The sequence below is a fragment of the Chryseolinea soli genome, from assembly GCF_003589925.1.
Classification (GTDB): Bacteria; Bacteroidota; Bacteroidia; order Cytophagales; family Cyclobacteriaceae; genus Chryseolinea; species Chryseolinea soli.
The window spans coordinates 7,963,931-7,978,637 of the sequence record NZ_CP032382.1 but is presented as its reverse complement, the minus strand read 5'-3'; the positions used below and the strand labels follow the sequence as shown (position 1 = coordinate 7,978,637).

Below are 14,707 nucleotides of genomic sequence, written 5' to 3'. Positions count from 1 at the left end.
CGATCGGGTCTGTTCCAATTTTGTGCCGGATACAAAATTTATAAACAGATGGAATATCGATTGTTAGGAAGATCAGGACTCCGCGTGCCGGTGCTCAGCTTAGGTACGGCGACGTTTGGAGGCACGACAGAATTTTTTAAGCGCTGGGGACAGACGGATGTGCGTGAAGCATCGCGGCTGATCGATCTTAGCCTCGAGCATGGGCTCAATTTCTTTGACACGGCAAATGTGTATTCGCAGGGTGCTTCGGAGGAGATCCTCGGGGCGGCTTTGAAAGGGAGACGTCAGCGGGCGATCATTTCCACGAAGGCGACGTTTTCCATGGGAGACGGTCCCAATGATGCCGGTGCATCGCGGTACCACATTCTCCGTGAAGTCGACGCGAGCCTGAAGCGGCTCGGAACAGACTTTATCGATCTTTATTTTATTCATGGTTTCGATCCCATGACGCCCATGGAAGAAACCCTCCGCGCGCTGGACGACCTGGTGCGTTCCGGTAAAGTGCGTTATATCGGCTGTTCCAATTTTGCGGCGTGGCAGTTGATGAAAGCATTGGCGGTTTCGGAAAAACATCACCTTAATTCGTATAGCGTTTACCAGGGGTATTACTCGATCGTGGGGCGCGACTATGAAGGGGAGCTGCAGCCGCTTGCCGAAGACCAGGGAATCGGATTGATGGTATGGAGCGGGCTTGGCTGGGGCCGGCTCACGGGAAAAATACGCCGCGGACAGCCTTTGCCCGAGGGACGGATAAAATCCGGCGGAACGGCGGGTGGCCCTGGCGTGGACGATGCACTACTCTATGACACCATCGACGTACTCGAAGCGCTGGCGGCCGAAACCGGAAAGAGCATTCCACAATTGGCGCTCAACTGGCTGCTCCAAAAGAAAACGGTTTGCAACATCGTCGTCGGTGCGCGCAATGAAGCACAGCTTTTGGAAAATCTGGGAGCCGTAGGATGGAATCTCACCACGGAACAAGTGGCACGCATCGATGCGGTGAGCGTTCAGAAACCGGCGTACCCGCATTGGGTTGGGATGCGGTGAGTATGATCCGCAAAGATGCGGAGACGCCAAGGGAAAGCGGATGGAGATCCCTTGCGTTGACTTTGCGTCTCCGCGCCTCTGCGGTTAAATTTCATCACCCCCACGATCATTCCCGGCTTTTTCGAAGTGGCCGCCGGTTCAGCCGGATGTGCAAATTTTTAACACAATGTGTATCTTGTCTCTTTGTGGATTCCGAGCAGGTTGTGTCCTTTTGCGCAAACATTTTAATGAATGGGGATGGTCGGTATTATTTCCTGGTTTCGTCAACCCTTTAGGCTGCTGGACTCGCATCGCGCGCGCTGGCAGCTGGTGATTTTTTGCGGTGTGTTTGGATGTGTTTTTCTCAACGTTTTCCACCCGTTTAATATGAACCAGTGGTTCAATACCGCGGAGACTCCGTTGTTTGTCATTTTTACGTTTTTCTCTGCCGCGGGCATGGCGGCGCTGGCGTTGTCGCAGTTTGTGATCCGTTCGTTGTTCCGGGTGAAGCTGACCACCCGCATCGGTTTTTTTGCGTGGCTCCTGGTGGAGTTCTTTTTTATTTCCATGGCCATGCACACCGTCAACATCATCTTGCTCCATTTATCCTTCATCAATCTTCCTGAATACCTGGAGACCCTGAAGTATACCTTAATGGTGCTGGTCTTGCCCTACTTTCTGGCCATCCTGTTGCTGTTTGTGCAGAAACAACTCGCTACGGTCGAGGAGCTGACCTTCAAAGTGAACCAGTCACAATCGTCCGAAAGCGTTACGATCAACGATGAAAATGGAAAAATTGTGGTGCGCATGCCGGTGGGGAACATCCTTTATTTTAAATCGGAAGACAACTATATTTTTTTGTACTACAAAAGCGATCACGAGGTGAAAAAGGAATTGATCCGCAACACCCTCAAAAAGCTGGAGCAGGACTTGAATCTCCCGAATTTTATCCGGATTCATCGTTCGTATATGATCAATACCCAAAATTTGGTTTCGATCCTGAGAACATCACAAGGCTACCGGGTGAAGATGGGCGCCTCGCCCGACCAGGTCCTTGTCGTGTCGGCCACCTACCAGCGGGCATTCGAAGACCGCGTGGTTCAGCCCGGCGCCTGACACGGTTCCTGGTTCACCCCACAGGAGTCGATTTTACCCCAAAAGCAATTATTCGTACCCGACAAGCCGCAGAAGCGGCCGAGATTTAGCCATTCATTTAATCGCGCGTCCGGATAGCTATGGCAGGAAGGTATTGTTTTTTTTATCTCGTTTGGGTGGTGGCCTTTTGGAGCTGTGCTTCAAAAGAAAGCCGAAAAGACATCCCGCAATTGGCTGTTGCACAACCCTTGGAAGGAGATCCGCAAGTCGGGAAGGCGCTCTATGCAACCTGCAAAACCTGCCATGGCGAGGGTGCACAGGGCAACAAAAAATTGAAGGCGCCCGCGCTGGTGAACACCGACGACTGGTACCTCTATCGCCAGTTGATGAATTTTCACGACGGCGTTCGCGGCGCCCTGCCGGCCGATACCTTGGGCTTTCAAATGGCGGCGATGGCCAGGACATTGAAAGACTCGGTCGCCGTGACACACGTGGTGGCCTACATTAAAACGTTGCCCCAATTTGTATTACCCCCTGTCATTAAAGGCGACGTCAAAAAGGGGGAGCGAACCTATCAAAGCATTTGTGGCTCATGTCACGGACCCGGCGCCCGCGGCAACGAAAAAATGAACGCGCCCCGCCTCAATGGTCTCGACGATTGGTATCTGAAAAACCAGATCGCCAAATTCAAAAACGCCATTCGTGGCGCACATCCTGCCGATAGGTTCGGCGCGCAAATGGTGCCCATGGCGGCCTTGCTTGCCGACGAGCACGCCGTGAACGATGTGATTGCCTACATCCGATCAACCACACAACCGAAGGAATGATGCGTGTTCTGATTTTCTTTATCGTGGTGAGCGCAACCGTGGCGGTGGAAATGACACTCAGGTCAACGCCCGCCACGCGTGCCCCGGCATTGTGCAATACATGCCCGCCCGGTTTTGAATTGACAGACAACAACCTTTGCAAATTCAGGAGCCCCTATCAGCAATACGAATCCGGTCTTGGCAACGAACCCGGCGTGGGTGGATTGAAGACGGCATTGCCCGCGGTGCGCGACGGCTTCACCCCACAGCAAATTGATCTGGGGCGATATCTTTTCTTCGATCCGGTGCTGTCGGGCGACGGCACCGTGTCATGCGCCACGTGCCATCAACCCGCCAAAGGATTTAGCGATGGATTGAAGACCAGTGTGGGCCTTCACAACACAAAGCTCAAACGCGCTGCGCCGAGCTTGTGGAACGTTGCGTTTTATAAAAAATTCTTTTGGGACGCCCGCGCCACATCACTGGAAGAACAAATGACAGGTCCGCTCTATTCACCTGACGAAATGGGAACAACGCGTGAACACCTGTTAGAAACGCTGAACGGTATTGCGGCCTATCGCGATATGTTTCAAGAGGCTTTTCCCTCGCGTGCAACCGGCGCGATCCGGCTCGGTGAGATCTATACGGCCATCACCGCATTTGAATCCTCGCTCATCTCGCTCAACAGTCGCTATGATCAATACGCCCATGGCTACCACGAAGCCTTGAACAAAGCAGAGATCGAGGGGCTGAATATTTTCAGGTCGTTTGTGGCGCGATGTGCCGAGTGTCATACACCACCGTTGTTCACCAACCAACAGGTGGCCGTGATCGGGCTGGCGGCGCCCGAGGGCAGCACGTTCGATCCCGGCGCCCAGGAAACTTTTCACGACGCGTCGCTGCGCGGTGCTTTTAAAGTACCCAGTCTCCGGAACATCGATCGCACGGCGCCCTACACGCATGCCGGCCGGTTCAATTCCCTTCGGGAGATGATCGCTTTCTATTCGGCGGGCCGCGGGCATGAAGTTCCCCGGAATGAAAAGCTGCACATCCACTGGCACATTTGGGAACCCAAGCTCACGGACGATGAAATGGACCGGCTCGTCGATTTTGTAAAGACCCTGACCGACGAAAGTTTTATGCCCCGCGCTCCGGAGATACTTCCGTCGGGCCTGGCGATCGACAAAAACATAAATCAAAAAGCACAATTGTCTCAAACTCTGCATACGCATTAACCTAACACCATCAACCTAACCTGAATGCTCAAATGAAAACAGCAAAGCGCGTTCTTCTTGTGGTGGCCATCTTCGCGATCGGCATCTACTGCGGGAAACTGTTTTTTGGCCGCGGCTCGGATATTCCGGCGCCTGTGCCCGCTTATTTTAGCCAGTCCGCACAACCCGGCGATTCTGTCGGCATCGGGGCGGGCACCGTCACCGGGAAGATCATCGAGGTAAAAAACGGGAACTCCATCCAGGAAGCCGTCGGTGAAGCAAACCCGGGCGACTTGATTCGAATTTATCCCGGCGTCTATCATGAGACGGTCTACATCGATAAAGACAACATTTCCCTGCAGGGTGTGATTGTCAATGGCGAGTGGCCGACGCTCGACGGAGAGAAAAAGCAAAACGATGCCATACTCTATTCCGGCAATGGCGTGTTGGTGGAGAACCTGAAGATCACCAACTACAAAGGCAATGGCATCATGGGACAGGCCGGCAACAACTATGTGATCCGCAACAACTGGATTGTCGACACCGGCGTGTATGGCATCTTCCCGCAGTTTGGCAAAAACGGACTGGTGGAGCGAAACATCCTGACCGGCATTGAAGACGCGGCCATCTACATTGGCATGTGCGACAACGTGGACGTCCGCTTCAACGAAGTGTATGGCAACGTGGCCGGCATTGAAATTGAAAACTCCCGGCATGCGCTGGTGGAATATAACTATGCGCACGACAACACGGGAGGGATACTCGCATTTCTCACCCCCGGTTTGCCGATAAAGACGTGCTACGACGTCATCATCCGGAATAACTATGTCTACCACAACAACACCAAAAACTTTGGTGCCGAAGGCTCCACGGTGTCGCACATTCCAAAAGGCACGGGCATGCTCGTGATGGCCGCCGACGACATCACGATCGAAAACAACATTATAACGGGAAACGACAACGCGGGGATCACCATCACGGACTATGGCTATGCCGGCGTGGATCATGCGAGCGACCCGGAGTCGGAACCCAACTCGGACCGCATCACCCTGCTCGACAATTTCATGAGCAACAACGGAGCAGATCCTGTGGCGGATGTAAAAGCCATCATGCTGACAAAGCTTTCGAAACTCGGTCCCGACATCATTGCCGTGGGCGGCGGTGTGGGGAGCTGTGTGATCAATCCAGGCCGCTACAGGACCTTTGGTCTCGATGCGTATGCAAACTGCCGGGTGAGCGACACGCGCAGTGTGAAAAGCTACTTGTTGGACAAGCCCGTTAGGCCACGCATCACGGCGTCGGTCGAAAAAGGAAAGATGACCTATTATGGTGTGTGCTCAGGGTGCCATGCTTACAGCACGCGGCTTGTGGGACCGCCGGTGAATACGATCCAGGCACTGTATAAAAATAACGCGCAAGGCATTGTCGATTTCATCGCCCACCCGATCCACAAACGCGACGACTACCCGGAGATGCCCCCGCAAAACTACCTGACGGAGGAGACGCGGAAAGCCGTCGCGGACTATATGCTGACCATTACAAAGTAAATACGTTTCAAAATCCGATCCCAGCCCTATGTAGCAGACCAAACTAAACCAACCGAAAAACCTAAACCTATGAAGAAATTTTACCACCTGATATTCCTTTGCCTGCTGCTGTTTGGAGGCACGGTGCAGGCACAAACCACCGTGACCGGAACGGTGGTCGACAACGACACCCAGGAGCCGTTGCCCGGCGTGAACGTTGCCGTGAAAGGCAAGACCGAAGGCGATTTTGCCAGCGCCGATGGAAAGTTCTCCATCAACGTGAGGCAATATCCCATCACGCTCGTGTTTTCCTTTATCGGATTTGCCACGCAGGAAGTGGAAGTAACCGCGGCACAGGATCTTTCCATAACGCTCATGCCGGAGTCGACGCTCATGAACGAAGTGGTGGTGGCTGCCAGCCGCACGAAGCAACGGAAGATTGAATCACCCGTAACCATCGAGCGCATCGGAACCAAGGACATCATCAATTCACCTCAGGTGAACTACTATGACATGGTGCAAGGCATCAAGGGTGTCGATGTCACCGTGTCGAGCATCGGGTTCACCTCGGTGACCACGCGCGGTTTCAACACCAGCGGCAATACCAATTTTCTGCAATTGGTGGATGGCATGGACAATCAGGCCCCCGGTTTGAATTTTCCGTTGGGCAACGTCATTGGCCTGACGCAACTGGATGTAGACAATGTGGAAATACTTTCGGGCGCCTCGTCGGCCCTCTACGGTTCGCGGGGCTTGAACGGGGCCATGGTGATGACCGGCAAAGACCCGTTTCAATACCAGGGGCTGAGTGTCTTGTTGAACCAGGGCGTAAACCATGTGAAGAGCAAAACATCGAACGACCCGGTGGGCCCTTCTCCGTATACAGACATCACGTTGCGGTATGCCAAGCGGGTCGGCGATAAGCTGGCGTTCAAAGTGAACTTTCAATACACGAAGGCAAACGACTGGGTGGCCAGCGACACCACCAACAAAAGCGGACCTGGAACACGTTACACCGACCCGAACTACAACGGCGTGAACCTCTATGGTGGTGCAACCTCGGTCGACATCAATCCCTTTCTGCAGTACGCCCTCGCCCAGGATCCTTCCCTGGCGCCGATCATCGATCCGTTATTGTCAAAACAAAACTATGTTGCCCGCACAGGGTATCCGGAGTATGGCTACCTGAACAACAACGTAAGGCTGATGAAATCCAATGTTGAATTGCGCTATAAGCTGACACCCGGTGTGCAAGCCATTTTCTCCGGCACCTATGGAACGGGTAGTGTCGTGTATACCAACGATACGCGCTACCAGATCAGGGATTTCAAAGTGGGGCAATACCGCGCAGAACTGCTTTCAAAAAACTGGTTTTTGCGCGCTTACACCACGCAAGAGAATTCAGGCAAAACACTCTTGGCCGGGCCTACGGCGCAATACATAAACGAAGCGTGGAAACCCAGCTATGATCCAAACACAGGAGATGGCTGGTATCCCCAATACACCGGAGCGCTCCTTCAGGCCCTGGCGACAGGCGCCGATCTGAACAACGCACACCTCGCGGCCCGTTCGTATGCCGACATCGGCAGACCGGGACTGGGATCAACCCAGTTCAACCATTTGAAGGACAGCGTCTCACAACGCCCCATCACCGAGGGCGGCACATTGTTTCTGGATCGCAGCAAGCTGTACAACGTCGCTTTTCAATATAATTTTTCAGACGTCGTGAAGTGGGCCGAGATCATCGCGGGCGTGAACTACCGCATGTACGACCTGAATTCGAAGGGAACGCTGTTTCCCGATGAACACAAACCCATTAAAGTAAATGAATACAGCGCCTATGCCCAGATCATCAAACGACTGATTCACGACCGGTTGGCGCTGACGGGCTCTGTTCGCTGGGATAAGAACTCGTTGTTCGCCGAGGCGAAGCCGACCACGCGGGTCTCGTCGGTGTTTGAATTGTTTGATCAGCATTATGTGCGCTTCTCGTTCCAGAACGCCTATAGCTTCCCGTCCAATATTCAGTCGCTGCAAAATACGTTGAATGGCTACCGCTCGTATTCTTCCGGTGGCGCTTCCTATTTGCTAAACGACACGTATCACTTTAACGTCTACGCGCCCTACACCCTGGAGAGCGTGGAGAAGTATCAGCAGACCAGCGATCCCAACGACTTGAAAAAGTTTGTGGTGAACGACATCAAGCCGCAGACCGCCAATTCATTCGAGCTGGGCTACGCGGCGGTCGTGGCTAAAAAAGTGATGATCGATGTGTTGGGATATTTTGCCACCTGGAAGGATTTTATCGGCTACACCAACGTGGCCAACACCCCCGGTACAAACGACCCCACGGCTTTCCTGGATCGCAACACGTATACGGTATACAACATCGCGTATAATGGTGCCCAGACCGTGAACACCTATGGTTACGCGGCCAGCGTGAGTGTGGATCTGAGTAAGAATTTCATTGCCAAGGTGAACTACTACTCCGATCATCTCAAAAACAAAAACGAAAGCCAAATCAACAACTTCAACACACCCCACTATCACGTCAACCTGGAATTTGGTAACACCGGTTTTGGAAAGAAAAAGACCTGGTCGTTCAACACCACGTTGCGATACAAGCCGGGATATTTCTACCAGGTGGCCGGCGGTTTGGGAAATGGAACGGTGCCGTCGTCGACCGTGATCGATGCACAAGTTGGATACAAAATTCTGAGTGCGCGTTCGACGGTTAAACTTGGTGCAACCAATTTAACAAACCGGTATTACTCAACGGGTATTGCAAACCCGATGATCGGCGGGATGTATTATGTGTCGTTAGCTTATAATGTATTTTGATTGAAAGTGATGCAAAAGGTGGCTTGCCGAAAGGTAAGTCACCTTTTTCCAACGGGCAATGAAATTCATCACGCTACCACTTAAGCTGCTTTATGGGCGGCCCCACGCGTTTGAAGCCATGTTCTTCCCTGAATTTATCTTGTTCCTCCGGCGTCATGTTGCGCGCCACGCCTTGACTCATCTTGTTAAAAAATTCTTCCATCTTCCCTGCCGGCTGAAAGAACATCAGGAGTTTGGCTTCTCCTTCCCCGATCTTTGCAAAGCTGTGCGGGATCATTCGCGGCCCGAAAACGCTGTCGCCTGCTTTGGCCTGGTAGACGGTTTCCCCCACTTTGATCAAAAACTCTCCCTGCAGAACATACCACCATTCGTCCTGGGTAAAATGATAATGATGCGCAGGACCGCCTTCCTTTATCCGTTTGGATTCGAAAACATAGATGTCGCCGTTGGTGTCTTTTGTGGAGACTTTACAATCGAAGGTGTCGCCCTCCAACAAGGAAAGGCTTTTGTCATTCCGGTCCTTTCCGGCATTGACCATGAATCCTTTGTCCAGCAAAAATTTTTTGATCGATTTCGCCATGACATTTAACGGCGCCATCACGACCGCGCCGGCTGCCAGGCAGATTTGTAAGAAGTTGGTCCTTTTCATAAGCGTGGGATTGGAATTTATTTCATCGACATGTATTTCGGTCCTTAGCGAAGTTTATGGTATAAGGATAGCGCATTTATCAAGGTTTTGAAATAACCCTTTTGGGTGATAGGCTTGTCCCTCGGGCGGCATTCACTTTGACAGGATGTTGCGGGATTTTCGCGCCATTTTTGTAGGTTAATCGCTCCAATACAACAACTTTGCAAACATTCAAAAACGCACCGTAGCCGTATGATTTTAGGAGTATACTGGTATTTTGGATTTCCGGAAGGACTTTACAGTTTTGATCATTTTGAATTTAAAAAAGGTTATGGTGGACATGCCGATAACCCTGCCATGTTAATGGCAAATGTGACAACCAACGAACCCGATAAAGTAATACAGCATCTTCGATCATTCATGGATCAACACCCCGAGGGCGAGCTCTTTGTTTATAAAGACAACCATAAGCTGCGGATAGGAACGGGTGGGCATAACCTGTATGACTATGACTTTCTGCTCATCAAAGAGGTCGAGAATTTTTTAAAGAATGAAAAAGTAACCTTTCACAAAGACCTGGAAATTGAAGATGCTCAATTCATCAGATTATCGGTTGGCAACAACAAAGCTATCATTTATCCCAAGAGAGGTTTTTTGCAAGTTGTTGGTTCTCCCTTGCGAAAATGCAATGCCGAGACATCGGCCTTGCGAATGGATTGTCATTTGAGTATTCAGCATAAAGCAAATTTTATTGCAGATTTAGCTGCATTATCCCAATCGATGAACCTTAACGTGTTCTTTTATCGTGAGCACAACTTTTTAGACCGTACCAATCTCATGCTGTTCTTCACGAATGGACGGCAGGGACTTAACTTTCAGGAGAAGCAATACGTGGATATAACACGTTTTGAGAATGGAGTGGAAGAACTATTGCACCGACACAACGCTCTGCTTGGACACGAAGGAGGATACGCACGGTATCCCCAAGACGGACCCATTGTCGAACGAATTGTGGACAGGGAGTATGTGCTTGACTAAATTTTCTCTATTTAAGAGATAAAAAAAATGGAGCGCTTGGCAAACTATGGCTTTGAAGTAAGGTCTGCCCTGCCGGTCGCCACATCCACCGGGACAGAGACATGTTCAAGCACGATCAGCCAGCGGCCACCGATCTTTCGATAGCCATCGGTAACGCGCACGGTCCGATCGATCGAATGACCTTGTGTGTCGGTGCCCGTGACGTGTTGGATGCTGTGACTGAATCCGATGTCGCCTTCGGCGGTGATGTTCAGATCGGTGATGGCGATTTTTGGTGTGCCTTTAAAGTGCGAGAAAAAGCCAACCCAGGCTTTGCGGTAGGCGTCGGCGCCAAGATGTTGTCTCGGAGGCACGACATCGAAAACGACGAGGCTTTTGTCGGCTATATAGTTTTTCATCATGGCGTCGATATCGCCGGCGTTGAAGGCTGCTGCAAACTTGCCTTCGAGTGCCCGGATGGCTGCCTCGTCTTCCTTTATTTTTACCGTTGCCATACCTTGCTCTCTTTTTGTTGGGGCGCTGCCCAGGAATCGAGTTCCCAGGCATAAGCATAACAGCACCACCAGTGCGCCCCGGTTTACATTTCTTGCTCTTTGAATGTATTTGTACCTGCGCTCATTTTGTTTTATGGGCTCATCATGCTTCATAGCTGGCGTGTTAACACACAGCGAATAGATTTTGTTAACGGGATTTTTTATAAGACCACCCATCCGCCTATGAACAAGATCAGCCCTGGGGTGTTGTAAGATCGGGATATCCTCTGCTCGCTGGCACTGTTAAAAAATGCCGGTGGGAAATTAAAAACTTAACACGTGTACAAGAAAACATCTAATGTATTCGAGCATGAGCGCAAATATTCGATACATCGTGACCAATGTGGATGATGCCATCGCCTTCTACAGTCGAACCCTGGGGTTTAACGTAGACATGCACCCGGCGCCCGGGTTTGCTGCCCTTTCAAAGGGTGACCTGAAATTATATCTCAATCAGCCGGGGGCCGGTGGTGCCGGCCAGACCATGCCCGACGGCGCCGTGCCGTCGCCGGGTGGTTGGAACCGGATTCAACTTGAAGTGGATAATCTGGAAGGCCTCGTTGCAAAACTCAAGCAGGAGAATGCCAGGTTTCGAAACGACATTGTGCAAGGACAAGGCGGCAGGCAAATTTTACTTCAAGATCCATCGGGAAATCTCATAGAACTATTTGAACCGGCCCGGTGAGCCAGGGCGACCACTATTCGTCCCTTTTTTTGACAATCAGCACCGTGCCTGCAGGATCCGTGATCCAATGCATATTTTCGGGTAGCTGCTCGAGTTCGTCACAGGTGTCGACGCCGTTTGATTTTAAGTAGTTTGTTGCCTTGTCAACGTCCGGAGTATTCAATTCAAGCCAGGTTTCTGAGTGCGTATAGTTGTCGACGCAATCCAACCAGACTACATTATTTCCAAATTTTACCCGATGCGTTTTTGAGACGGTGGGGTTGTCGATTGCTTTTTCTACAACTTCCAGTTTTAAAATGTCCCGATAAAAAGCAACGGTTTGACTGTATTTGCTTTTCGGTATTTTGATGGCAATATTCAATCCCCCTTCAAATTTTGTTTCCATAGGCATGTCAATTCTTAAGTGTCAAAATCCAGGTGGTCAAAATAGTTCTTTTATTTGTTCCATACCCCGGCGGCGGCAGTCTTCTTTGCAAATTCGCTAAAGTCGGTTGGCTTTCTGCCCAAGGCTTGGTATACGCCATCCGTGAGGTTTTCATTTCTGCCGTCCAGCACTTCGGTAAACAAGTAGGTGATCAGCCAGATCATGTCCTTGGGTAGTCCATATTCTTTCAGCACCGACTCGTAATCCTTCATGGGTACTTTTTCAAATTGAATGGGCTTGCCTGTGGCGTTTGCAATTTCCTCCACAGCTTGTTTGAAAGTCAAAAGACGTGGGCCGGTCACTTCATACACTTTTCCGTTGTGTCCTTCCTGGGTGAGGGCGGCAACGGCCACATCGGCAATGTCGTCGGCATCAACGAACGGTTCACCAACATCGCCGGCGGGAAGCGCGATGTGCCCCGACAAAACAGGCTCCAAAAAACTGCCCTCACTAAAATTTTGAAAGAACCAACTGGCGCGCACGATGGTCCAATCGACCCCGGCCTTCATGACTATTTTTTCGCATTGCTGGGCTTCTTCTTCTCCGCGTCCCGATAGCAATACAAGTTGCTGAACGCCTTTCTTCACCGCCACTTTGCTGAAGGCCTCCATCGCTTTCACGGCGCCGGGTATAGCCAGATCGGGATAAAAAGAAATGTAAACGGATTTGATGTTGTCGAGCACCTTTTCCCAGGAGGCGCTGTCGTTCCAGTCAAATTTCGGAGTGGAGGAGTGCGTGACACCCAGTACGGACTGGTCAAGTTTAACAAGCCGTTGCATGACCCGGCGTCCCGTTTTTCCGGTGGAACCCAATACCAGGATTTTCTTTTCGGTGTTTGATTTTGTGTTGCTCATAGTTTTGTTTTTTTTATCAAAACTAAGCGCACCCTAAACCGAAAAATTGAACAAAACCGACACGGCGGAATTTAAAGCATGATCAATCAAAAAATTTTACAAGACAATGCCCGGTTTATTGCTTTGCCGGCTGCACATTCTCAATCACGTCGCGGGATTGCCTTTTAAATTCCAGCGGGGAAAGCCCCGTGAATTCTTTGAAGGCCCGGATCAGGTGCGATTGATCTGCGTATTGATTCTCGTAGGCAATGTCGGAGAGCTTATCATAGCTGCTCGTTTGCAATTGATTTAAGGATTCCTGAAAGCGACAGATCCGGGAGAACAGTTTTGGAGAAATTCCAATGGCTTGATTGAACTTCCGCTCCAGGCTTCGCTCCGACATTTGCAATTTTTTCTGCAATTCCTTTAACGATAGATTCCCTTTGGATTGGATGACTTGCGCGACGGCATATTTGATGATCTCCTCCGTCTGCCGGGCGTTGTTTTGATGCTGATACAACAAATAGTTTGACAGCAGGCTGATTTTTCCCTCGATGCTTTGCTCGTGGGCAATTTGCTCGGAGAGGTTGATGTGATTTCGGTTCTGAACAACATTGAAGTCGAAGCCCGTGTGCGTAAATGCATTGGCATCGATGCCAAAAATGGACCGTAAGGCATGCGGCTGAAAACTAACGCCCACCGCCGAGAATTTACCCTGGCAGGAGATCTTGGAGGGCGCAATGGTTTGACCATGTAAATAGATCCCGGGCAATTTTTTATTGAGGTTGTCACAGATCGCTCCTCCATTCGATTGGACCATAATGATCCCCGGGCAGCCATCGGGGAATGCACTCAACGTCGTTGGCGGACTGTCGATCGGATTGTCTAATGCCCAAAAGTATTTTATGACGGGCTTTAATATTTCCGGCGGAGTGAATAGTTGAGGGGTCATTGTTTTGGAAATTAACTATTTGAATTTTTAGAAAATGCTCCCGGAGATACATTTCTTCAAATGCAAAGCCTGGACATCTTAAGGAGTGCTCATGTTTTTTGTCAAAATTGAAAATCCGTCAAAACTAAACTGCAAGGCTTCATCTTTCTTAACGCCTTTGATGGCCTTCTGGTTTATGGAAGCTATTCCCTGCTTCACCTGGCGAACAAAGTCCGGATTTATCCGGGCCTCATTATGCGCGGGGCAGATGTACTGAATGCCTGGTAGTCCGCTCAGATACTCTATGGAACGCGCAAATCCCGGCCAGTCCGATTCATCCAGATGCAACCACAGGGGACCGGGATACAGCAGATCGCCCACGAATAGGGTATTGTACAAATCGTCGGATAACGAGATGGCTCCAGGGGTTTCGCCGGGTGTGCTGTGCACCGTCAGAATTCTGCCGCCGATATCGATCGTTTCTTTGTGGTGAAGGTATTTGGTGATGCGGACGCCAGGCACGGAAAAAGTGGAGAGCTCAAAGGCTGCCGGAAGATTCACATAACATCCATCCGTCATGTAGGTCATGCATTCGCTGTGCGAATAGCCGCTTTGAATGCGATCATTTTCGAATGTATTCTTAAAACTCCAGATCTCATCGAATTGACGATTTCCCCCGATGTGATCATAATGAGAATGACTGTTGATGACCACGATGGGCAGCGGGGTGAGGGACGTCACTTCGGCACGAATGTCGCCGATCCCCATTCCGGTGTCAAAGAGTATGGCCTTAGTCTCGCCGAGAATCAGGTACGAAATAACTTCTTCAAAATGATTCGACTCTGCAAGCGCATAGGTCATGGCGTTGAGCTTGTATATATCAAACCAACGGGACTTGCTCTCGATCCGTTCAAGTTCAAGATTGCCGGCGTGAGGTATAACCTGGTAGGGGGTTGCGTTGTTTTCCATTTTCAGAGGAAGATAATGGTTATCCGCGACAAGGCCATGTTAAAAATTGTTTAGCCGGTCATTTTTTGACAAAAGTACTTCATCGAAAAAAGGACCAATAGAACAAAACCGACAGCCCCATCGACAATTCTTAAAACCGAATTTGCCAAATTGAGTTT

At 50.5% G+C, this 14,707-nt stretch carries 14 protein-coding genes; 8 read left to right on the top strand and 6 right to left on the bottom strand.

Annotated features, from left to right (window positions below; translation table 11 throughout):
- Nucleotides 1-48 precede the first annotated feature (48 nt).
- From D4L85_RS33110 to D4L85_RS33085, 6 genes are all read left to right on the top strand, one after another.
- On the top strand, nucleotides 49-1,047 hold the full coding sequence (locus D4L85_RS33110) for an aldo/keto reductase (protein ID WP_119758378.1): 999 nt from the start codon (nucleotides 49-51) through the stop codon (nucleotides 1,045-1,047).
- A 366-nt stretch (nucleotides 1,048-1,413) separates the two neighbouring features.
- The gene (locus D4L85_RS33105) at nucleotides 1,414-2,142 is read left to right on the top strand and encodes a LytR/AlgR family response regulator transcription factor (protein ID WP_160144166.1); all 729 of its coding nucleotides are present in this window, start codon (nucleotides 1,414-1,416) and stop codon (nucleotides 2,140-2,142) included.
- Between the two features lie 119 nt (nucleotides 2,143-2,261).
- The gene (locus D4L85_RS33100; RefSeq protein ID WP_119758376.1) at nucleotides 2,262-2,948 is read left to right on the top strand and encodes a c-type cytochrome; all 687 of its coding nucleotides are present in this window, start codon (nucleotides 2,262-2,264) and stop codon (nucleotides 2,946-2,948) included.
- Nucleotides 2,945-4,162 carry a cytochrome-c peroxidase gene (locus tag D4L85_RS33095; RefSeq protein WP_228450713.1) on the top strand — a complete coding sequence of 406 codons (1,218 nt, stop codon included), beginning with the start codon at nucleotides 2,945-2,947 and terminating at the stop codon, nucleotides 4,160-4,162. The genes D4L85_RS33100 and D4L85_RS33095 overlap by 4 nt, the downstream gene beginning before the upstream one ends.
- A 32-nt stretch (nucleotides 4,163-4,194) precedes the next feature.
- Nucleotides 4,195-5,688, top strand: coding sequence for a parallel beta-helix domain-containing protein (locus D4L85_RS33090; protein WP_119758375.1), 1,494 nt, complete (start codon nucleotides 4,195-4,197; stop codon nucleotides 5,686-5,688).
- A gap of 69 nt (nucleotides 5,689-5,757) precedes the next feature.
- The gene (locus tag D4L85_RS33085) at nucleotides 5,758-8,508 is read left to right on the top strand and encodes a TonB-dependent receptor (protein ID WP_119758374.1); all 2,751 of its coding nucleotides are present in this window, start codon (nucleotides 5,758-5,760) and stop codon (nucleotides 8,506-8,508) included.
- A gap of 73 nt (nucleotides 8,509-8,581) precedes the next feature.
- Here D4L85_RS33085 and D4L85_RS33080 read toward each other — a convergent pair whose 3' ends face one another.
- Nucleotides 8,582-9,157: a cupin domain-containing protein gene (locus D4L85_RS33080; RefSeq protein WP_119758373.1), complete on the bottom strand. Its 576-nt coding sequence runs from the start codon at nucleotides 9,155-9,157 to the stop codon at nucleotides 8,582-8,584.
- A gap of 231 nt (nucleotides 9,158-9,388) precedes the next feature.
- On the opposite strand from D4L85_RS33080, the gene D4L85_RS33075 reads away from it, so the two are divergent.
- Nucleotides 9,389-10,174: a hypothetical protein gene (locus D4L85_RS33075; RefSeq protein ID WP_119758372.1), complete on the top strand. Its 786-nt coding sequence runs from the start codon at nucleotides 9,389-9,391 to the stop codon at nucleotides 10,172-10,174.
- Nucleotides 10,175-10,218: 44 nt separating this feature from the next.
- Here the strand turns inward: D4L85_RS33075 and D4L85_RS33070 are convergent, their stop codons facing one another.
- Nucleotides 10,219-10,668 carry a YybH family protein gene (locus D4L85_RS33070; RefSeq protein WP_160144165.1) on the bottom strand — a complete coding sequence of 150 codons (450 nt, stop codon included), beginning with the start codon at nucleotides 10,666-10,668 and terminating at the stop codon, nucleotides 10,219-10,221.
- Between the two features lie 349 nt (nucleotides 10,669-11,017).
- Between D4L85_RS33070 and D4L85_RS33065 the strand changes: the two genes are divergently transcribed.
- Nucleotides 11,018-11,392 carry a VOC family protein gene (locus tag D4L85_RS33065; RefSeq protein ID WP_119759043.1) on the top strand — a complete coding sequence of 125 codons (375 nt, stop codon included), beginning with the start codon at nucleotides 11,018-11,020 and terminating at the stop codon, nucleotides 11,390-11,392.
- Between the two features lie 13 nt (nucleotides 11,393-11,405).
- Here the strand turns inward: D4L85_RS33065 and D4L85_RS33060 are convergent, their stop codons facing one another.
- The 4 genes from D4L85_RS33060 to D4L85_RS33045 all read right to left on the bottom strand — a co-directional run bounded on the left by D4L85_RS33060 (nucleotide 11,406) and on the right by D4L85_RS33045 (nucleotide 14,549).
- The gene (locus D4L85_RS33060; RefSeq protein ID WP_228450712.1) at nucleotides 11,406-11,753 is read right to left on the bottom strand and encodes a VOC family protein; all 348 of its coding nucleotides are present in this window, start codon (nucleotides 11,751-11,753) and stop codon (nucleotides 11,406-11,408) included.
- A gap of 74 nt (nucleotides 11,754-11,827) precedes the next feature.
- The gene (locus D4L85_RS33055) at nucleotides 11,828-12,670 is read right to left on the bottom strand and encodes an NmrA family NAD(P)-binding protein (RefSeq protein ID WP_119758369.1); all 843 of its coding nucleotides are present in this window, start codon (nucleotides 12,668-12,670) and stop codon (nucleotides 11,828-11,830) included.
- A gap of 115 nt (nucleotides 12,671-12,785) precedes the next feature.
- Nucleotides 12,786-13,601, bottom strand: coding sequence for a helix-turn-helix domain-containing protein (locus tag D4L85_RS33050; RefSeq protein WP_119758368.1), 816 nt, complete (start codon nucleotides 13,599-13,601; stop codon nucleotides 12,786-12,788).
- Between the two features lie 78 nt (nucleotides 13,602-13,679).
- Nucleotides 13,680-14,549, bottom strand: coding sequence for an MBL fold metallo-hydrolase (locus D4L85_RS33045; RefSeq protein WP_119758367.1), 870 nt, complete (start codon nucleotides 14,547-14,549; stop codon nucleotides 13,680-13,682).
- Between the last annotated feature and the right edge of the window lie 158 nt (nucleotides 14,550-14,707).

What these genes read in the sequence shown, in the direction of transcription:
- D4L85_RS33085 (WP_119758374.1), top strand. Translation starts at nt 5,758, where the DNA reads ATGAAGAAATTTTACCACCTGATATTCCTTTGCCTGCTGCTGTTTGGA.
- D4L85_RS33105 (WP_160144166.1), top strand. Translation starts at nt 1,414, where the DNA reads ATGAACCAGTGGTTCAATACCGCGGAGACTCCGTTGTTTGTCATTTTT.
- D4L85_RS33050 (WP_119758368.1), bottom strand. Translation starts at nt 13,601, where the DNA reads ATGACCCCTCAACTATTCACTCCGCCGGAAATATTAAAGCCCGTCATA.
- D4L85_RS33065 (WP_119759043.1), top strand. Translation starts at nt 11,018, where the DNA reads ATGAGCGCAAATATTCGATACATCGTGACCAATGTGGATGATGCCATC.
- D4L85_RS33100 (WP_119758376.1), top strand. Translation starts at nt 2,262, where the DNA reads ATGGCAGGAAGGTATTGTTTTTTTTATCTCGTTTGGGTGGTGGCCTTT.
- D4L85_RS33080 (WP_119758373.1), bottom strand. Translation starts at nt 9,157, where the DNA reads ATGAAAAGGACCAACTTCTTACAAATCTGCCTGGCAGCCGGCGCGGTC.
- D4L85_RS33075 (WP_119758372.1), top strand. Translation starts at nt 9,389, where the DNA reads ATGATTTTAGGAGTATACTGGTATTTTGGATTTCCGGAAGGACTTTAC.
- D4L85_RS33110 (WP_119758378.1), top strand. Translation starts at nt 49, where the DNA reads ATGGAATATCGATTGTTAGGAAGATCAGGACTCCGCGTGCCGGTGCTC.
- D4L85_RS33070 (WP_160144165.1), bottom strand. Translation starts at nt 10,668, where the DNA reads ATGGCAACGGTAAAAATAAAGGAAGACGAGGCAGCCATCCGGGCACTC.
- D4L85_RS33045 (WP_119758367.1), bottom strand. Translation starts at nt 14,549, where the DNA reads ATGGAAAACAACGCAACCCCCTACCAGGTTATACCTCACGCCGGCAAT.
- D4L85_RS33095 (WP_228450713.1), top strand. Translation starts at nt 2,945, where the DNA reads ATGATGCGTGTTCTGATTTTCTTTATCGTGGTGAGCGCAACCGTGGCG.
- D4L85_RS33090 (WP_119758375.1), top strand. Translation starts at nt 4,195, where the DNA reads ATGAAAACAGCAAAGCGCGTTCTTCTTGTGGTGGCCATCTTCGCGATC.
- D4L85_RS33055 (WP_119758369.1), bottom strand. Translation starts at nt 12,670, where the DNA reads ATGAGCAACACAAAATCAAACACCGAAAAGAAAATCCTGGTATTGGGT.